This is a genomic window from Pseudomonas sp. NY15374 (assembly GCF_048068255.1).
Taxonomy (GTDB): Bacteria; Pseudomonadota; Gammaproteobacteria; order Pseudomonadales; family Pseudomonadaceae; genus Aquipseudomonas; species Aquipseudomonas machongensis.
Window position 1 is genome coordinate 510,275 of record NZ_JBLUPZ010000001.1, and the last position, 17,676, is coordinate 527,950.

Consider the following 17,676-nt stretch of genomic DNA (forward strand, 5'->3'; position numbering starts at 1 on the left):
GAACACCAGCGACCGGGGAAGCCTATTGGCCAGGCTTCCCCGGGACAATCAGACGGGAGTCGACAGGTTACGTAGGGTATTTCCCTGTGGCCATTGCTCTCTGTCAGACGCGGAGTAGTCCGCTGTAGGAATCAGCCCTTTATCGCGGTGCTTACGGCAAGTCCAGGCTGTGCTCAGCGGCCGCGCTCCAGCGCATCCGGATTGGCCACGTTCATCGGCGCACCCTCGAAAAACGCCAGCACATTGTCGAAAGCATCACCGAAGTACAGCTCGTAACCCGCCTTCTCCACATACCCCAGGTGCGGCGTGCACAGTACGCGCGGGTGCTGGAGCAAGGGGTGGGCAGGGTCGAGCAGCGGTTCGCTCTCGTACACATCCAGGGCAGCAAAGCCCGGGCGTCCATTGTTCAGTGCCGCGAGCAGGGCACCGGGGGCGATCAGCTCGGCACGGCTGACGTTCACCAGCAGGGCATCGGGCTTCATGCGTGCCAGGTCATCGCCGGTCACGAGGTGGCGAGTGCTGTCGGACAGGCGCAGGTTGAGGCTGACAATGTCGGCTTCGGCGAAGAACGCCTCGCGCGAGGCTGCAGCCCGGTGGCCATCGGCCTGGGCAGCCGCGCGGCTGCTCTCGCTGCCCCAGACCAGCACCGGCATGTCGAAGGCCTGGGCGTAGCGCGCCAGGCGTTGGCCGATCTTGCCGTATCCCCAGATCCCCAAGGTCTGCCCCGCCAGGGCCTGCCCCAGGTTGACCTGCCAGCGCCCTTGCCTGAAGGCATCGATGGCCGGCACTAACTGACGGCGGGCGTTGAGGATCAGCGCCCAGGCCAGCTCAGCCGGCGCTACCGGCGAGCCGCGGCCTTCGGTCACGACAACGCCGCGTGCGGTGCAGGCAGCCAGGTCAAGGTGGCTGGATACCTTGCCGGTCTGGCTGATCAGCTTGAGCTTGGGCAACCGGTCGAGCAGCGCCGCGTCGATGCGCGTGCGTTCGCGGGTGAGCACCAACGCGTCGGCATCGGCGAAGCGCTCGACGAGCTGATCCTCGGTGGCCGGTTGCAGTTGGTGGAGCACAGTGACCTTGTGGTTGCCCAGGCGGGCGAAGCAGTCGAGCGTGCTGACCACATTCTGGTAGTCGTCGGGGATGACAATGTGCATGTGCGGCGGTCCGGGCGGGTCTGGGGGAGGTCAGACGATAGCCGAATTCGCCAGCGGTGCACGAGCCCTCTTCAGTGTGTATCGCCACCGCGCGATAGCGCCTGGAGTACGGTCATCGCCTGTGCGGCGTCGTCACTGGCGACAAAGATATGGTCGTGATAATAGGCGGCGATCACGTTGCAACTGATGCCCGCTTCCCCAAGTGCGCTGGCGAAGGCCGCAGTGAGGCCGACGGCATCGAGCGCGGAGTGAATGGTCAGGGTGATCCAGGCCGCGACGAAGCTGTACTCCAGGCCCAGCGCATCGGCGCGTGAACGGTCGAGTATCGCGGTCAGACCTTCCTGCTCGCGGAAGCTGCCGAGCACTTCGCTGCCCTGCAAAGCTGCGCTGTCGGCCACGGTGCAGAACACGTATTCGCCGGGGTTGAGTTTGGGGCTCATGCCGCGCAGCAGCGCGGTGATGGATTTTTCGCCTGACATGGGGGAGCTCTCCGTCTGAAAAGTTCGCCAGTGTGCCTGGCCGGTACTGATCAGTAGAGCGAATGTTGCTGATAGCCGATTAGCCTGGCTTATGTAAACAACGATGGACGCGGGGTTGCGGCCCGTGGAAGATTGATTCCCCTTTCGCGCCAGACTGTCCCCCGCAAAGCGAGTCAAGCAATGGATCTGAAATTCAGTCATGTCGATGTACTGGTGAGCGACCTCGAGGCCGCGTGTGCGTATTACGCACGGATACTCGGTGCGCGGATCTCGAAAACCCAGGTCTGGGAGCGCGGCGGCCTGCATGTGCACTACGCCGTTGTGCTGATGGGGGCGGAGCGTTTCATGCTGGTCCAGCCGCTGGCAGGCAATCTCAAGACGCTGCTCGAGACCCAGGGCGAGGGCACCATCTACCGCCATTGCTATTCGACCCCGGACATCGAGGTGGTGTACGACCAACTGATGGCGCAAGGTGTTCAGCCCGAGGACGAAAATGGCAACCCGCTGGCCCGGAATGACCTGCAAGCGCCGGGAGGCGGGCGGATCATCTGGCTGCCCAAGCAGTTCGGGCACCTCTCGATCGAGATCCTCGAGGCCGAGGGGCTGGAGCGCTTCATCGAAGAGGTGTTTGCCTGACCTGGCATCGACCTCGACCGATCAACGGAAGATCAGCGACTGATGGGCTGCACCGCCAGTACGGGCGCCGTCACCTACCGCAATCGCCACGTTCCCTGCGGCCACTGCCGCATCGCCGCAGGCGAACACACCCGGCACGCTGGTTTCGCGCAAGGCATCGACCTTGATGAAGTCGCCGGTCGGTCCCGCCTCGAGGGCGCAACCCAACTGCTGCGCCAGCGGGCTGGCGATACGCGTGTGTGGCTGGGTGAACAGGCCCGCCAGGGCGATCACCCGGCCGCTGGCCAATCTCACCTCGGCGTGCTCGCCGCCCACCGCTATCACCGCCTCGCGCTCGACCACCACACCGCGCTTGTCGAGCAGCGCCTGCTGTTCGGCATCGGGCTCGAAGACCTGATTGAGGAACAAGGTGGTCGGCCCCCAGTCGGGGACCAGCAATGCGTGGTGGATGGCCAGGGGTGAGGCGGCCAGAACGCCAATCGCCGCACCGCCCATTTCATACCCATGACAGTACGGGCAATGCACCACGCTGCGGCCCCAGCGCTCCTGCAGACCGGGCACATCCGGCAGTTCATCGACCACACCGGTGGCCAATATCAACCGCGCACCGGTGAAGGTCTGGCCATCGGCGCAGGTGACCGCGAAGCCTTGGTCAGCCTTGCTGGCCTCGACGGCTGCTTGTGCTAGCCACTCGACGGTCGGGTAGGCAAGCAACTGCTCGCGTGCCTGACGGGCGATGAGGGCGGGGTCGGTGCCGTCCTGAGCGAGGAAGCCGTGGGCGTTGCGGGCGAAGCGGTTACGCCGCTGCCCGGCATCGATCACCAGGACCTTGCGGCGTGCCCGCGCCAGTTGCAGGCCGGCCGAGATACCGGCGTAGCTGCCGCCAACGATGATCACATCGAATTGCATGGGAGGTTCTCCGTGAAAGTCTCGACACAACGTAAGTTGCGTGAATGAGCGCGTCAAGTTTCTCGTAACTTTTGTTGTGTCGGGTGATACTGCGCGCACCTCCCTCGACGATTGCCCTCCCATGAGAAACGACACCCGCCTGTCCCGCATGCTCCATGTGCTGATTCACATGGCGCGGCACGAACAGCCTGCGACGTCCGAAACCCTCGCGCAGATGCTTGGCACCAACCCGGTGGTGGTGCGGCGCACCATGGGGCTTTTGAGAAAGCAGGGCTATGTGCAGTCCGAAAAGGGCCACCGCGGCGGGTGGACATTGGCCCGCCCGCTGGAACAGATCACCCTGCTGGATATACACGAAGCACTCGGGGCTTCGACGTTGTTCGCCATTGGTCTTGCGACCGATCACCCGCAATGCCTGGTCGAACAGGCAGTGAACGCCGCGCTGACCGACGCCTTCGATGCAGCACAGGCGCTGCTGCTCGAGCGCCTGGGGAGCGTGACCCTGGCGCAGTTGGCAGAAGATTTCGAACGGCGTTACCAGGGCCGTGTGCCCTTGGCCAAAGCGTGATTTGCCGGTATCGATCAATACCGGCACCGGTCACCAAAGCACGATATCGTAGGTCAGGTAGAGCCGATTGCTATCGCGGCCACGGGCGAAATCCGAGCGGTACACGTAGTTGCGCAGCTTGGCGCCCAGCCCCTTGAACGGTCCGGATTGCACAACGTAGGCCAGTTCCGCGTCGCGTTCCCATTCGCGCAACCCGTCTTCGCCTGAACGGTGGTTGTCGCCACTCAGGTAGCGGGTCATGAAGGTCAGTCCCGGCACCCCTGCGGCAGCGAAGTTGTAGGCATAGCTGGCCATCCAGGTCTTCTCGTCTTCCTCGATGAATTTTCCGATACCGACGTTGCTGAACGAATACACGGTCGCGCCGCTGATGTAGGGCAGGCCGGCGTCGCCGCGCAGCACCTGGTAGCCGGTGCCGAAGGCATGGCCGCTGTGGCTGTAGGTCAGTTGCCCGCTGAGCATGTGGTTGTCGATGCGTCCGGCCTGGGCCGCGCCCTCGTCGCGACTCCTGAAATAGCGCAGGTCGCTGGCAAGTGTGCCACCGGCCAGCGGTAGGTCATGCTGGATGCCGGCGAAGTCCTGGCGGTAGAAGTCGCTCAACTCACCGTGGAAATAACTCAGGCGCAGTTGCTTGCTGACCGCGTAGTCGGCGCCGCCGTAGCTGAAATCGCCGGATTCACGACCGCTGTAGCCGTCCACAAACAGCCCAGTGCTGTTCGATGAGTCGCGCTGCTTGAAGCGATCCAGATGCCCGAACGTGAGGGTGAGGTTGTCGAAGTCGTTGCTGACCAGTTGGCTGCCCTGGTAGGTCTGCGGCAGCAGGCGCGCGTCGTTGTAGACCAGTACGGGTGTCTTGGGCAGCAGTGTGCCGTGCTTGACGACTGTCTTGCCCAGACGTGCCTTGGCAGTGACGCCGGCGCTGGCGAATTCTTCGGCGGCGTGGCCGTCGTCGTGTACCGGCAGCAAGCCGGTGCCACTGCGTCCGGGGCCTGAGTCCAGGCGCACGCCAACCAGGCCCGACGCGTCGATGCCAAGCCCCAGGACACCCGGGGTATAGCCGGATTGATAATCGAGCAGAAAGCCTTGCGCCCATTCCACTCGCTCGCTTTTGGCGTTGGCGGCGGCGCGGCTGCTCATGCCCTGTTCGTCACGGAAATTCTCGTTGAAGTAGACGTTGCGCAGTTGCAGCTTCAGTGTGCTGTCGTCGATGAAACCGGCAGCGTCGACAACAGGCATGCAACCGCAGAGCAGGGCACAGCCGGCCCCTCGCAGAACGATTCGAGACATGATCGGTACTCTAATGTGGGACGCGCAGAAGGCGGGCGCCAGTGGGCGCCGCGCAATAGTTCAGACGAAGAACGACAGGGCGCCGGTGAGCAGCGCCAGTGCGGTGATCACCAGTGAGGTCAGCACCGCCCATTTCACCGTGGCCTTCTGGAAATCGCCGATGTCGCGGTCGACCATGCCCACCAACAGCAGGGTCGAAGCCACCAGTGGGCTCATCAGGTGCACCGGTTGACCGAGTACCGAGGCCCGGGCGATCTCCACCGGATCGATGCCGTAGGCTGCCGCAGCGTTGGCCAGGATCGGCACCACACCGAAGTAGTAGGCGTCGTTGGAGAGCACGAAGGTCAGCGGCATGCTGGTCAGCGCCACCACCAGCGGGAACCAGTGGCTCCAGGCCTCCGGGATCCAGTCCACCAACGTCTGGGCCAGCGCATCGACCATCTTGGTGCCGGAGAAGATACCGGCGAAGATGCCCGCTGCGAACACCAGCAGCACCACGGTCATGGCGTTGCCGGAATGGGCGAGGATGCGTGCTTTCTGCACCTCGAGTTGCGGGTAGTTGATCATCAGTGCGGCGACGAAGCCAATCATGAACAGGATCGCGGCGTGCATCAGGCCCATGACCAGGGCGCTCATCACGATGATGACCAGCACCAGGTTGACGTAGGCCAGGCGTGGGCGCTTGTGCGGGTTATCGCCGAGGATCTCCTTGATGTAGCAGTTGCCGCCCCCGGACTCCAGCGCCACGTTGCCGATGCGTCGGCGTTCGGCACGACCGAGCAGGAACGCGGTGAATACCACCCAGGCGGCACCTCCGATCACCGTCGGCAGCATCGGGATGAAGTATTCGGTCGCATCCAGGCCAAGTGCGGCGATGGCGCGGGTCGCCGGGCCACCCCAGGGGCTCATGCCGCTCATGATGCTCAGCGACAGCATGGAAATGGTGGCGAGGATCATCGGGTTCATGCCGATGCGCTTGTAAAGCGGCAGCATCGCCGCGCAGGTGATCATGTAGGTGGTGGTGCCGTCGCCGTCGAGGGCCACCAGCAACGACAGCAGCGCGGTGCCGATGGCGATCTTGATCGGGTCACCATTGACCCGCTTGAGGATCTTGCGAATCAGCGGATCGAACAGGCCGGCATCGATCATCAGGCCGAAGAACAGGATGGCGAACAGTAACAGGGCGGCCGATGGTGCGACCATTTTCAGGCCGTCGAGCATCATCTTGCCCAGGTCCGGGGCGAAGCCGCCGATGATCGCGAAGACGATCGGCACCACGGTGAGTGCGACGATCGGTGACAGGCGTTTGCTCATGATCAGGTAGGTGAAGGTCACCACCATGACCAGGCCAAGGAGTGCAAGCATGGGTCGTTTCTCTTGTTTTTATTGTCGTCATGGTCGCCTGGCGCGCAGGCGTCCGCCAGCCCCCGCCCGAGGCGGGGGATCAAGTGAGGTGAATGTCAGTGAGTACGATGGGGTGGGGTTGCAGCCTGGGTAGGCTGCCAGGCCTGCTCGGCCGGGGTGTCGGCTTTGCCGCTGGCCAGGGTGCGCATGAGCGTTTCACGGTCGCAGGCGTTCTCCGACAACGAAATGACCACGGTGGCCACCGCGTTGCTCGCCAGGCTGGTGAGGGCTCGCGCCTCGGACATGAAACGGTCGATACCGATCAGCAGTGCAAGGCCGGCCAGCGGGATGTCATGGATGACCGTAAGGGTCGAAGCCAAGGCGACGAAGCCACTGCCGGTAACACCTGCAGCCCCTTTGGACGACAGCAGCATGATCGCCAGCATGGTCAGGATCTGGCCGAGGCTCAGGTCGATGTTGCAGGCCTGGGCGATGAACACCGCGGCCAGCGACAGGTAGATCGCGGTGCCGTCGAGGTTGAACGAGTAGCCGGTCGGTAGCACCAGGCCCACCACGCCTTTCTTGCAGCCCAGAGCCTGAAGCTTTTCCAGCATGCGTGGCAGCACCGGCTCTGTGGACGAGGTCCCCAACACCACCAGGAACTCTTCGCGCAGGTAGCGCAGCAGCTTCCACAGGCTGAAGCCATGCGCCCGGCAGATGCCGCCCAGCACCACCATGACGAAGAAGGCGCAGGCGATGTACAAGGTGCCGATCAGCTTGGCCAAGGCACCGAGCGAGGTGATGCCGTATTGGCCGACGGTGAAGGCCAGTGCGCCGAAGGCACCGATCGGGGCGAAGCGCATCAGGTAGCCAAAGATGCGGAACACCATCTGCGACGCGGACTCCAGCACCTCCAGCACTGGCCTTGCGGATTCGCCCATGGCTGAAAGAGCGAAACCGCAGAGCACGGCGATGAACAGCACCGGCAGCACTTCGCCTTTGTCGAAGGCACCGATGAAGGTCTCGGGGATGATATGCATGAAGAAGTCCACCACGCCCAGTTTGGCGGCGGAGGTGGTGTATTGGCTCAGGCCCGCAGTACTGAGCGTTGCTGGGTCGATGTTCATGCCCACGCCTGGACGGAACAGGTACACCGCGACCAGGCCGATGATCAGGCTGACCACGGTCAACACCAGGAACAGCAACAAGGTCTTGCTCATCAACCGACCCAGCGAACGGCGGTCGGTCATGCCGGCGATGCCGGTGACGATGGTGCAGAACACCACGGGCGCGATCATCATCTTGATCAGCTTGATGAAGGCATCGCCCAGCGGCTTGAGCGCAACGGCCTGTTGCCCCCAGAAGTGGCCGACCACCACGCCTAGCAGGACGGCGCAGAGAATCTGAAAGTACAGCGATTTCATGAGTTTCATAAGGCATCACCCATTATTGAAGTTGTGCGGATGCGCTGGATGGAGCTGGATCGGGCTTAGCCCGCGAGTCGCCGCGTGGACGGTGCGTAGACGAACCCCGAGAACAATCGGCGTGCGGTGCGTACCACCGAGGCTTGCAGTGTCTGGCCATCGGCACCGGAGCGCGACAGGGCGATGTCGATGGCCCCGCTTGGATGCTCCAGACGTACCTCACGCAGGGTCAGGGCCTGTTCACCGAGCAGGTCGCCGATCACTGTGCCGGGGCTGACACAGGCAGTGGCCAGTCCGATCGCACCGGTGATCGCCAGCGCCCGGTGGCAGCTGTGCGGCATGAAGTAGCGAACCTGCAGAGTGCCATCGAAGCGTGGTGCGGATACCACGACCGGCTTCGGGATCACCATGTTGCTTACATCTCCCAGGCCCATGGCCCGGCCGGCCTTCAGCCGCAGGGCTTCGAGGCGTTTGAGCAGCTTTGCATCGGCGTCCAGTTGAGCCGGGCTCTCGCTGCCCTCAAGCCCCAGGTGACGGGCGTCGACGATCATCATCGGCATGGCCATGTCGATACAGGTGACCGGTACGCCATCGATTACCTGCTGGGACTGGCCAGTGGGGAACAGGCTGCCGGTCTTGCTGCCGACGGCATCGAGGAATGTCAGGTGCACAGGGGCCGCAGTCCCAGGAACGCCGTCGATGGCGGTACGGCCCTCGTAGCGCACGATCCCGCCAGGCGTCTGTACCAGCGAGTTGACGAATGTGCCGGTATTGAGGTTGCGGATGCGGACCAGTGTCTGGCCGTCGTTGCCCTTGACCAGCCCTTGTTCGATGGCGAAGGGGCCGACCGCGCAAAGCATGTTGCCGCAGTTGGGCGCAGTATCGACACGGCGCTCGGCGACCATCACCTGCACGAACAGATAATCGACATCGGCATCGGGGTGCAGTGAGGGGCTGATGATCGCAACCTTGCTGGTCTGCGGGCTGCCGCCGCCAATGCCGTCGATTTCCAGTTCATGGCCCGAGCCCATCAGGGCGATCAGCATCTCGTCGCGCTCGACGATATTGGACGGCAAGTCCCAGGCATGGAAGAAGGGGCCCTTGGAGGTCCCGCCGCGCATCAGCACACAAGGAATTCGTTGCATGAAGTCTAGCTCTTGTTGATCAATGGACATCATTGATGTGTATGGGACAAGAGTGACAGGGGTGGATAAATCAATCCAATGCAAATATCGTCGCTATTATTGCGTTATACACATAAATTATCGGCCAGTGTCTGAAAGAGAATCAGCATGGAATATGAGCTTCAAGACATACGATCTTTCGTGAAAATCGCCGAACTGGGCAGTTTCCATGAGGCGGCAGAGGTTTTGCACTTGTCGCAGCCAGCCTTGAGCCGCCGCATCAAGAAGCTTGAGGACGGCCTTGGGACACCCCTGCTCGAACGCACCACGCGGCGCGTCGGACTGACCAGTGTCGGGCGTGACTTTCTACCCAAGGCCCGGCGCCTGCTGGACGATTTCGAGGATTCGATCCTGAGCATTCGCGAGCTGGCCGAGCGTCAGACCGGACAGGTGACTTTGGCCTGCATCCCTACCGCAGCGTTCTACTTCCTGCCCTCGGTCATTCGCCTCTACAACGAACAGTACCCCAAGATTCGCATTCGCCTGCTCGACCTCAGTGCCAACGACGGGCTCGAGGCGGTGCTGCGTGGCGAGGCCGATTTCGGGATCAACATGATGAGCGGGCAGCACCCGGACATCGAGTTCGTTCCACTGGTGCAGGAGCAGTTCGTGCTGGCCTGTCGGCGCGACCATGTGCTGGCCGGGCGCGTATCGGTGAGCTGGACGGAACTGGCCGAGCACCGGCTGATCGGGGTAGGGCGGCTCAGCGGCAACCGCATGCTGCTCGACCACGCGCTGTCGGGATTGGGGCTGCGGCCCAAATGGTTCTACGAGGTACAGCATCTGTCGACCTCGCTGGGCATGGTCGAGGCCGGGTTGGGGGTGTCGGCGATGCCGAGCCTGGCGATGCCGGCGGCCGATCACCCGACCCTGGTCAGCGTGCCGCTGATCGAGCCCGAGGTGACTCGCACGCTGGGCCTTGTGTATCGCCGCGGCGCTTCATTGTCGCCAGCGGCGGAGAAATTCGTCTCGATCCTGCTGGAACAGTGGCCGAACGTGTGAGCCGCCCTGTAGACAGGGCGGGCTGTTGCGCCTCGGTCAGCGAATCGCCACCGGGTTGATGTTCACCTGGGTCGAGCCTTTGTAGAGCGGCTGGCCAAGCACGAACATGAACTCGAAGGCCTTGTCCTTGACCAGCGCCCGAGTGTCGATCAGCTCGAGGTTGTAGATCCCGCGCTTGGCCAGCATGAACTGGTTGACCGGGAACTCTTCGCCCGTGGGGTTTGGATACACCTCCGAGGCCCAGGTATCACCGCCGAAGGCGACGATGCCCTGGTCGGCCAGCCATTGTGCAGCCGGCAGGTCGATGCCGGGCTCGGTGGCGAGAAACTGCGCGTTATCCTTGCCGATCAATTCCAGCCAACCGGTGTTGAACAGCACCACATCGCCTTTGCGCAGGGTGATGTGCTGCTTTTTCAGCACGGCCTGGATGTCGGCGACGGTGAACGCGGTGCCGCCGGGAACGATGGCCTGGCCGTAGTGTGCGGTCATGTCCAGCACCACGCCGCGGGTCACCATCGGCGGTACCTTTTCGATCCCAAGCTTCGTCACGCCTTCGACCGTGACGAAATCGGCGGCCTTGTTGCCGTTGTAGTAGACGTTGTCGATGCCGATATGGCCGATGCCGTTGAGCTGGGTGCCGACGCCGGTCCAGCCGTTGACCAGTTCATCGTTGAAGGTGAACTTGTTGCGACCGAGGGTCTGGCCGGCCTGTTCGCCGGGCTGGATGTTGTAGAGGTGGAAGCTGCGGTGGCGAAAGGCTGGCAGGTCCTTGCTCACCGGCACGGCAAGGGGGTAGGTCTTGCCGGTCTTGATCAACTCGGCGGCCTGCTTGACCACGTCGGGGGTGAGCAGGTTGGCCGCGCCGATTTCATCCTGGGCGCCATAAGGCGAGGCTTGCCAGTCGGCGGCCAGTGCACTGTGCGCAGTGGCGGCCAGTGCGGTGGCCAGGAGCAGGGGTTTGAACGCTTTCATGGAATCTCCGAGGTGTGAAATGCAGTCGGGAGATTCTCGGCAGCGGGCGGTCTGGGAAAAAGTAGCGGTCGGGACAATCACTTTTGTCTGTGGGGCAACAGGGGGGCCATCGCGGGACAAGCCCGCTCCCACAGGAATTGAGCTGGCTTTTAGATTGATGGATGAGGCCGTTGCTTCCGCCATCACGGTGTCCAGCTACCTGAGAACACTCGACAATCACACCTCCAGACACCGCTGCAACGCCTCGATAAACACCCCCTCTGCCCGACTCAAGCGCTGCTCGCGGTTCCACAGCAGGTGGATATCCACATCGGCAATCCCTTCATGCGGCGCCAGCTTCCATAGCAGCCCGGCCTGCACATCTGCGGCCACCACATGCTCGGGCAGGCACCCTATACCGAACCCTGCGATCACCAGCCGACGCACTTCTTCAAGGCTCGGGGAGGACGCGACGATCCTGCCGGAAAACCCTTGCTGGTCGCGGAAGATGGTCAATGGCGAGAGCATGCCGCCAATCTGGTCGCTGGTGAAACTGACGAAATTCTCCCGTTGCAGGTCGCCTTCCTGGGCGCCGAACAGCGCATGGTGCTTGCCGCAGAAGAAGGCATAGCGCTGGCGCAGGAACAGGCGTTGCTCCAGGCGCGGTTGGGCACGGCGGTTGAGGCTCAGGCCTGCGGTGGCGGTCTTTTCCTGCAGGGCGGCGACGATGTCGGAGCTGCGCATGACGTCGATTTCCAACTCCACCCGTGGGTGCTGGCGATGAAAGTCGGCGAGAAAGTCGTCGAAGCGCTCACTGACGATACGGCTGATCATCAGCAGGCGCACCTTGCCCACCACTTCGTCAGCAGGCTGCTCCAGCAGCCCACCGATCTGCGACATCTGCCCATACACCTCGCCTGCGAGCTGGAACAGTTGCTCGCCCGTTTCGGTAAGCACGAAGCGTGGGCCGCGGCGGGCGATGAGCTGGCGGCCGAGTTGTTCTTCCAGGCGCTTGAGCGCCTGGCTCACGGCAGGTTGCGTAAGGTGCAGGCGAGCGGCCGCGCGGCTGATGGAGAGTTCCTGGCCGATCACGCGGAAGGTGCGCAGCAGGTTCCAGTCGAGGCGGTCGTTGAGCAGGCGGTCGGACATGATGGGCTCGAATTATAAGTGCGTCTAATAATTCGAATAATAAATAGAAAATTGACTAATCATAGCCCCAGGCCGATAAATCAAGGGCATGCAGGGGCCAGTAAAAGCGGGCTTGCCCGTGAAACGGCCACCCCTGCAGCAAGACCAAGCGCCAAAGAGCGCCACCGTGACCCTCAACTCCTGCCAGAACAACAAGCAAAGGAGCCACCCCCATGCAGCCTTCCGCTTCGCCCCAGCCACGCCGGGCCGCGGCCGCCGCGTTCATCGGCACCATGATCGAATGGTACGACTTCTACATCTACGCCACTGCCGCCGCCCTGGTGTTCGGTGCCTTGTTCTTTCCTTCCGACAACAGCCTGTTCAGCACCATGGCGGCCTTCGGCACCTTCGCCGTGGGCTTTTTCGCCCGGCCATTGGGCGGCATCGTGTTCGGCCATGTGGGTGACCGCATCGGGCGCAAGAAATCCCTGGTCATCACCCTGCTGATGATGGGCGTCGTCACCATCGGTATCGGCCTGCTGCCGACCTACGCACAGATCGGCGCCACCGCACCGGTGCTGCTGATCCTGCTGCGTATCGTCCAGGGCATCGCCGTGGGTGGCGAGTGGGGCGGGGCGGTGTTGATGGCGGGCGAGCATGCGCCCAAGGGCCGACGTACCTTTTTCGCATCGTTCGCCCAGCTGGGCAGCCCGGCCGGGTTGATCCTCTCGTTGCTGGCCTTTGGCGCCGTCACCCGCCTTCCGGAAGAAGACCTGATGAGCTGGGGCTGGCGCCTGCCGTTCCTGGCCAGTGCGTTGCTGCTGCTGGTGGGCCTGGCGATTCGCCTGGGGGTCAACGAGTCGCCGGAATTCATCGCCAGCCGCGAGCAGGCGCTCAAGGCCCAGCGCAAGGAGCAGGCGCCGGTGCTGGAGGTGCTGCGTACCGCCTGGCGTCCGCTGTTGCTGTGCATCGGTGCCAATACGCTGGGCATCGCCGGCGTCTACTTCACCAACACCTTCATGATCAGTTACACCACCCAGCAGCTGCACCTGGAGCGCGCGCTGATCCTTGAGTGCCTGTTCTTCGTGGCGATCATCCAGTTCTGTGTGCAGCCGGTTGCGGCCTGGCTGTCGGAGAAGCTCGGCGCCACCCGCTTCCTTGCCCTGATGGCGCTGCTGGCGATGGCTTCGCCCTACCCGATGTTCGTGCTGGTCAGCTCCGGGCAGGGGCCGCTGATCGTGCTCGGTATCGCCCTGGCGGCGGCTTGCATGGCGTCGTTCTACGCGGTGATTGCCGGCTTCGTCAGCGGCATGTTCCCGACGCGGGTGCGCTACACCGCGATTTCCCTGGCCTACCAGGTGTGCGGCGCCATCGCCGGTGGCCTGACGCCGTTGATCGGCACCTGGCTTGCCCATCAGTTCAGCGGCCACTGGTGGCCGATGGCGCTGTTCTACACCTTGATCGCCAGCATCTCGCTGGTCTGTGTACTGGCCCTGGCCCGCCAGTATGCCCACAGCCAGCGCCTCGAGCTGGCCTGAAATCCCGATTCGACTGGAGTACCCATGATGTTGAAAAGCAGTGGCGAACGCCTGTGGGCGAGCCTGATGGCCATGGCCGAGGTCGGCGCTACCGCCCGTGGTGGCAGTTGCCGCCTGGCCTTGAGCGAGGACGACAAGGCCGGCCGCGAGCTGTTCGCCGGTTGGTGCCGCGAGGCTGGCTTGAGCCTGTCGGTGGATGCCATCGGCAATCTGTTCGCCCGGCGCCCCGGCCTCGACCCGCAGGCCGCGCCGGTGATGATGGGCAGCCACCTGGACACCCAGCCTGAAGGTGGGCGCTTCGATGGTGTGTATGGCGTGCTGGCGGGCCTGGAGGTGATGCGCCGCTTGAACGACCTCGGCATCCAGACCCGCAAACCCCTGGAAATCGCTGTGTGGACCAACGAGGAGGGCGCACGCTTCACCCCGGCGATGTTCGGCTCGGCGGTGTTCACTGGCGTGCTCGACCTGCAGCAGGCCCTGGCGATCCACGATGCCGATGGCATCAGCGTCGCCGAGGCGCTGGCCTCCACTGGCTATGCGGGTGAGCGGCCATTGGGCGGGCCGGTGGACGCCTATTTCGAGGCGCACATCGAGCAGGGGCCGATCCTGGAAGACAATGCCAAGAGCATTGGCGTGGTGACGGGCGGTCAGGCGATTCGCTGGCTCGACGTGACGGTCCAGGGCATGGCCGCCCACGCGGGCACCACGCCGATGGCTCTGCGCAAGGATGCGTTGTATGGCGCTGCGCGAATGATCCAGGCGGTGGAGCAACTGGCGGTCGACTTCGCCCCTGAAGGCCTGACCACGGTGGGCGAACTGTCCATCGCCAAAGCGTCGCGCAACACGATCCCGGGCTTGGTGCGCTTTACCGTCGACCTGCGCCATCACCGCGACGAAGCCATCGAGGCCATGGAACGTGGCCTGGGTGAGTTGCTGCAGGCTGTCGCCGCCCAGCGCGGGCTGCAGGTGAGCGTCACGCGGCACTGGGTCAGCCCGGCCACCCCGTTCGACGCCGAGTGTGTGGCGACGGTGCAGCACGCGGTCGATGCCCTCGGCCATACCCAGCAGCGGATCGTCAGTGGCGCCGGGCACGATGCGATTCTGCTGGCGCGCTACTGCCCGACAGCCATGATCTTCATCCCTTGCGTGGGCGGCCTGAGCCACAACGAAGCCGAAGACGTGCTGCCCGACGACGCCCGTAACGGCGCCGATGTATTGCTCAACGCCGTGCTGGCCCGTGCCGGCCGTGTCGAACCAGGAGAGGCCTGATGCGCTGCTATTTCCACCCCGAACAACTGCTGCACCATCCGCGCAGCTACTACTCCCGGGGTGCCATGCGCACCTCCCAGGAAGTCCCTGAGCGCGCTCAGCGCCTGCTGCAAGCGGCCCGCGACCTGGACATGGACATCCGCCAACCGCAGGATGCCGGCCTGGCGCCGCTCGCTGCGGTGCATGGCGAGGCCTACCTGGCCTTCCTCCAGGAGGCCCATGCGCGCTGGAAAGAAGTGCCCGAGGATTGGGGCGATGAAGTGATGTCGAACATCTTCGTGCGCGAACCCAACGCCTTGCGCGGCATCCTGGCCCAGGCCGCGCGCTACCTGGCCGATGGCAGTTGCCCGGTGGGCGAGCAGACCTGGCGCTCGGCCTACTGGTCGGCGCAGAGTGCGGTTGCCGGGGCACGGGCGATTCTCGACGGTGAGCGTGCGGCCTACGCGCTGTGCCGACCGCCAGGGCACCACGCACGCGTCGAGGCTGCAGGCGGTTTCTGCTACCTCAACAATGCGGCCGTCGCCGCCCAGGTATTGCGCGAGCGTTACCACAAGGTCGCAGTGCTGGACACCGACATGCACCACGGCCAGGGCATCCAGGAGATCTTCTACGCGCGCAACGACGTGCTGTATGTCTCGGTGCACGGTGATCCCACAAACTTCTACCCGGGCGTGGCCGGCTTTGCCGACGAGCGCGGCACGGGTGAGGGCGAGGGTTACAACCTGAACTTGCCGATGGCCCATGGCGCGAGCGAAGGGGATTTCATGGCGCAACTGGGCATTGCCCTGGATGCGGTGAAGGATTTCGATGCCGAGGTGCTGGTGCTGTCGCTCGGCTTCGATATCTACGAACTCGACCCGCAGAGCAAGGTGGCGGTCACGACCCAGGGCTTCGCCACGCTCGGCGAGCGGATTCGCGAGCTGGGGCTGCCGTGCCTGATCGTGCAGGAGGGCGGCTATCACCTGCAGAGCCTGGAAGCGAATGCCCAGGCGTTCTTCGCTCAAACGAGTGACTGGCGTTGATATTGGCATCCAAATGGATTGTTTTGCCGCGTTAAGTCGCCTTTTTGCTCGCCAAAACCGGGCAAGCTGCTGTGCAGCTCGCCCGGTTGGCCTTTGCCGCTCAGGCCGAGCGGCGTTGAGTCTCGGCCATGGCCGGGGCCGTTTGCCCGGCCGATTCCAGAATCAGGTCTGCACCTTTTTCTGCCACCATCATCACTGCCGCGTTGGTATTGCCTGAGGTCACATTGGGGAATACCGAGGCATCGACGATGCGCAGCCCCTCCAGCCCATGCACTGCCAATCGCGCATCCACCACGCTGGTCGACGGGTCGTTGCCCATCGCGCAACTGCCGCACAGGTGATAGATCGATCCGCAGTTCTCGCGAAAGTACTGCAGCATGCTCGCGTCGTCGTCCACCGCCGGGCCCGGCAGCACTTCCTCGACCGTGATCGCGCGCAGCGCCGGGGCCTGCATGATCGAGCGCATCAGACGGCTGCCCTGGATGGCCTCGTCGATGTCTTTCTGCGTGCTCAGGTAGTTCGGATCGATCAGCGCAGGCTCACGCGGATCGCGCGAGGCGATGCGGACTTCGCCGCGGCTGGTCGGTCGGCAGGGGTTGAAGCACAGCAGGAAGCCCGAGTAAGGCTCCGGCTGCAAACTGGCCTTGTTGTTCTTGGGAATCTGGTACGACAGCGGGTTGAAGTACAGCTGCAGGTTCGGGTGCGCCTGTTGGGCATCGCTGCGGAAGAACCCGCCGGACTGGTTGACGCTCAGCGCCAGCGGCCCCTTGCGGGTCAGCAGGTATTGCAGGCCGAGCTTGAGCTTGCCCAACAGCGAGCCGAACACATCGTTCAGGGTCGGGATATTGGCCTTGTAGTAGTAGCTCACGCACAGGTGGTCCTGCAGGTTCTTGCCCACGGCCGGCAGGTGGTGGCGGGTGTCGATGCCGTGCCGGTCGAGCAGGGCGCGGTCACCGATGCCGGACAGTTGCAGGATCTTGGGCGTGTCCACCGCACCTGCCGCCAGGATTACCTCGCGGCGGGCACGAAACTCGCGCGCTACGCCGTTTTGCGAAATGCGGACGCCGACCGCGCGCTTGCCCTCGAGCAACACCTGTTCGACCAAGGCGTGATGCTCGATGTGCAGGTTCGGGCGCCCCAGCGCCGGGTGCAGGTAGGCGAAGCTGCTGGAGCTGCGTTGGCCGTCACGCACGTTGACGTCGTAGATGCCGGCGCCTTCGAAGTGCTTGCCGTTGAAGTCTTCGCTGCGCGGGTAGCCCAGTTGCTCGCAGCCTTCGAGAAACACATCGCAGATCGGATGGGCCTGGCCCTTCATCGGGGTGATGCCGATCGGCCCGCTGGCACCGTGGTATTCGCTGGCCCCAGCCGGGTGCGATTCGAGCTTGCGAAAATACGGCAGCACGTCCTTGAACGACCAGCCCTCGGCGCCATTGGCGGCCCAGTCATCGAAATCATGAGCCTGGCCGCGTACGTAGATCATCGCGTTGATCGAACCGGAACCCCCTTGCACCTTGCCGCGCGGCGCATACAGGTTGCGCCCGGCCAGATGGGCCTGGGGCTGGGTGTAGTACATCCAGTTGAAGGTGGGGTTGTAGTAGAGCTTGGCGAAGCCCACCGGCAGCTTGAACCATGGCGAGCTGTCCTTGCCGCCGGCTTCGAGCAGCAGCACGCTGTGGCGCCCCGACTCGCTCAGGCGCGCGGCGAGGATGCAGCCAGCCGAGCCTGCGCCGGCGATGATGTAGTCAAAATCGTTCATTTATCGCTAACCCTGTGAATAGAGGGCCGCC

At 63.8% G+C, this 17,676-nt stretch carries 16 protein-coding genes; 6 read left to right on the plus strand and 10 right to left on the minus strand.

The genetic code is table 11. The features are described from left to right. Window positions 1-173: 173 nt before the first annotated feature. Window positions 174-1,151: a D-2-hydroxyacid dehydrogenase family protein gene (locus ACNFHO_RS02560; protein ID WP_416765090.1), complete on the minus strand. Its 978-nt coding sequence runs from the start codon at window positions 1,149-1,151 to the stop codon at window positions 174-176. 71 nt (window positions 1,152-1,222) lie between these two features. Further along, the gene (locus ACNFHO_RS02565; protein WP_416765091.1) at window positions 1,223-1,630 is read right to left on the minus strand and encodes an ACT domain-containing protein; all 408 of its coding nucleotides are present in this window, start codon (window positions 1,628-1,630) and stop codon (window positions 1,223-1,225) included. A 180-nt stretch (window positions 1,631-1,810) separates the two neighbouring features. Between ACNFHO_RS02565 and ACNFHO_RS02570 the strand changes: the two genes are divergently transcribed. Continuing rightward, window positions 1,811-2,266 carry a VOC family protein gene (locus ACNFHO_RS02570; RefSeq protein ID WP_416765093.1) on the plus strand — a complete coding sequence of 152 codons (456 nt, stop codon included), beginning with the start codon at window positions 1,811-1,813 and terminating at the stop codon, window positions 2,264-2,266. Between the two features lie 21 nt (window positions 2,267-2,287). Here the strand turns inward: ACNFHO_RS02570 and ACNFHO_RS02575 are convergent, their stop codons facing one another. Continuing rightward, the gene (locus ACNFHO_RS02575) at window positions 2,288-3,175 is read right to left on the minus strand and encodes an NAD(P)/FAD-dependent oxidoreductase (RefSeq protein WP_125929704.1); all 888 of its coding nucleotides are present in this window, start codon (window positions 3,173-3,175) and stop codon (window positions 2,288-2,290) included. A 121-nt stretch (window positions 3,176-3,296) separates the two neighbouring features. Between ACNFHO_RS02575 and ACNFHO_RS02580 the strand changes: the two genes are divergently transcribed. Next, the gene (locus tag ACNFHO_RS02580; RefSeq protein WP_125929705.1) at window positions 3,297-3,743 is read left to right on the plus strand and encodes an Rrf2 family transcriptional regulator; all 447 of its coding nucleotides are present in this window, start codon (window positions 3,297-3,299) and stop codon (window positions 3,741-3,743) included. A gap of 30 nt (window positions 3,744-3,773) precedes the next feature. Here the strand turns inward: ACNFHO_RS02580 and ACNFHO_RS02585 are convergent, their stop codons facing one another. From ACNFHO_RS02585 to ACNFHO_RS02600, 4 genes are all read right to left on the minus strand, one after another. Continuing rightward, window positions 3,774-5,027 (minus strand): OprD family porin, encoded by a 1,254-nt coding sequence (locus ACNFHO_RS02585; protein ID WP_112898466.1) that lies wholly within the window; start codon window positions 5,025-5,027, stop codon window positions 3,774-3,776. Window positions 5,028-5,087: 60 nt separating this feature from the next. Further along, entirely contained in the window at window positions 5,088-6,392 is a 1,305-nt protein-coding gene (locus ACNFHO_RS02590) for a CitMHS family transporter (protein WP_054891438.1), read from the minus strand. 95 nt (window positions 6,393-6,487) lie between these two features. Further along, window positions 6,488-7,804, minus strand: coding sequence for a C4-dicarboxylate transporter DctA (gene dctA / locus ACNFHO_RS02595; RefSeq protein WP_063545153.1), 1,317 nt, complete (start codon window positions 7,802-7,804; stop codon window positions 6,488-6,490). Window positions 7,805-7,860: 56 nt separating this feature from the next. Next, complete coding sequence (locus ACNFHO_RS02600; RefSeq protein WP_082430640.1) at window positions 7,861-8,940, minus strand: 4-oxalomesaconate tautomerase; 1,080 nt, start codon at window positions 8,938-8,940, stop codon at window positions 7,861-7,863. 147 nt (window positions 8,941-9,087) lie between these two features. Here ACNFHO_RS02600 and ACNFHO_RS02605 point away from each other — a divergent pair, with 147 nt between their 5' ends. Next, window positions 9,088-9,981, plus strand: a complete 894-nt coding sequence (locus ACNFHO_RS02605) for a LysR family transcriptional regulator (RefSeq protein WP_054891435.1) — start codon at window positions 9,088-9,090, stop codon at window positions 9,979-9,981. Between the two features lie 36 nt (window positions 9,982-10,017). Here the strand turns inward: ACNFHO_RS02605 and ACNFHO_RS02610 are convergent, their stop codons facing one another. Then, on the minus strand, window positions 10,018-10,953 hold the full coding sequence (locus ACNFHO_RS02610; protein ID WP_416765097.1) for a cyclase family protein: 936 nt from the start codon (window positions 10,951-10,953) through the stop codon (window positions 10,018-10,020). A gap of 216 nt (window positions 10,954-11,169) precedes the next feature. Beyond that, window positions 11,170-12,081, minus strand: coding sequence for a LysR family transcriptional regulator (locus tag ACNFHO_RS02615; protein ID WP_054895604.1), 912 nt, complete (start codon window positions 12,079-12,081; stop codon window positions 11,170-11,172). A 212-nt stretch (window positions 12,082-12,293) separates the two neighbouring features. On the opposite strand from ACNFHO_RS02615, the gene ACNFHO_RS02620 reads away from it, so the two are divergent. Genes ACNFHO_RS02620 through ACNFHO_RS02630 form a run of 3 tightly spaced genes read left to right on the plus strand, consistent with a single transcriptional unit; the run spans window position 12,294 to window position 15,889 of the window. Then, window positions 12,294-13,598 (plus strand): MFS transporter, encoded by a 1,305-nt coding sequence (locus ACNFHO_RS02620; RefSeq protein ID WP_054895603.1) that lies wholly within the window; start codon window positions 12,294-12,296, stop codon window positions 13,596-13,598. 27 nt (window positions 13,599-13,625) lie between these two features. After that, window positions 13,626-14,867 (plus strand): Zn-dependent hydrolase, encoded by a 1,242-nt coding sequence (locus ACNFHO_RS02625; protein WP_416765407.1) that lies wholly within the window; start codon window positions 13,626-13,628, stop codon window positions 14,865-14,867. After that, entirely contained in the window at window positions 14,867-15,889 is a 1,023-nt protein-coding gene (locus ACNFHO_RS02630; RefSeq protein ID WP_416765100.1) for a histone deacetylase family protein, read from the plus strand. Before ACNFHO_RS02625 ends, ACNFHO_RS02630 begins: the two co-directional genes overlap by 1 nt. Before the next feature lie 100 nt (window positions 15,890-15,989). Here the strand turns inward: ACNFHO_RS02630 and ACNFHO_RS02635 are convergent, their stop codons facing one another. After that, window positions 15,990-17,645 (minus strand): GMC family oxidoreductase, encoded by a 1,656-nt coding sequence (locus ACNFHO_RS02635; protein WP_416765102.1) that lies wholly within the window; start codon window positions 17,643-17,645, stop codon window positions 15,990-15,992. Between the last annotated feature and the right edge of the window lie 31 nt (window positions 17,646-17,676).

Coding starts and splice junctions, on each gene's coding strand:
- ACNFHO_RS02585 (WP_112898466.1), bottom strand. CDS start 5,027: ATGTCTCGAATCGTTCTGCGAGGGGCCGGCTGTGCCCTGCTCTGCGGT.
- ACNFHO_RS02565 (WP_416765091.1), bottom strand. CDS start 1,630: ATGTCAGGCGAAAAATCCATCACCGCGCTGCTGCGCGGCATGAGCCCC.
- ACNFHO_RS02620 (WP_054895603.1), top strand. CDS start 12,294: ATGCAGCCTTCCGCTTCGCCCCAGCCACGCCGGGCCGCGGCCGCCGCG.
- ACNFHO_RS02560 (WP_416765090.1), bottom strand. CDS start 1,151: ATGCACATTGTCATCCCCGACGACTACCAGAATGTGGTCAGCACGCTC.
- ACNFHO_RS02590 (WP_054891438.1), bottom strand. CDS start 6,392: ATGCTTGCACTCCTTGGCCTGGTCATGGTGGTGACCTTCACCTACCTG.
- ACNFHO_RS02610 (WP_416765097.1), bottom strand. CDS start 10,953: ATGAAAGCGTTCAAACCCCTGCTCCTGGCCACCGCACTGGCCGCCACT.
- ACNFHO_RS02615 (WP_054895604.1), bottom strand. CDS start 12,081: ATGTCCGACCGCCTGCTCAACGACCGCCTCGACTGGAACCTGCTGCGC.
- dctA (WP_063545153.1), bottom strand. CDS start 7,804: ATGAAACTCATGAAATCGCTGTACTTTCAGATTCTCTGCGCCGTCCTG.
- ACNFHO_RS02630 (WP_416765100.1), top strand. CDS start 14,867: ATGCGCTGCTATTTCCACCCCGAACAACTGCTGCACCATCCGCGCAGC.
- ACNFHO_RS02605 (WP_054891435.1), top strand. CDS start 9,088: ATGGAATATGAGCTTCAAGACATACGATCTTTCGTGAAAATCGCCGAA.
- ACNFHO_RS02625 (WP_416765407.1), top strand. CDS start 13,626: ATGTTGAAAAGCAGTGGCGAACGCCTGTGGGCGAGCCTGATGGCCATG.
- ACNFHO_RS02570 (WP_416765093.1), top strand. CDS start 1,811: ATGGATCTGAAATTCAGTCATGTCGATGTACTGGTGAGCGACCTCGAG.
- ACNFHO_RS02580 (WP_125929705.1), top strand. CDS start 3,297: ATGAGAAACGACACCCGCCTGTCCCGCATGCTCCATGTGCTGATTCAC.
- ACNFHO_RS02575 (WP_125929704.1), bottom strand. CDS start 3,175: ATGCAATTCGATGTGATCATCGTTGGCGGCAGCTACGCCGGTATCTCG.
- ACNFHO_RS02635 (WP_416765102.1), bottom strand. CDS start 17,645: ATGAACGATTTTGACTACATCATCGCCGGCGCAGGCTCGGCTGGCTGC.
- ACNFHO_RS02600 (WP_082430640.1), bottom strand. CDS start 8,940: ATGCAACGAATTCCTTGTGTGCTGATGCGCGGCGGGACCTCCAAGGGC.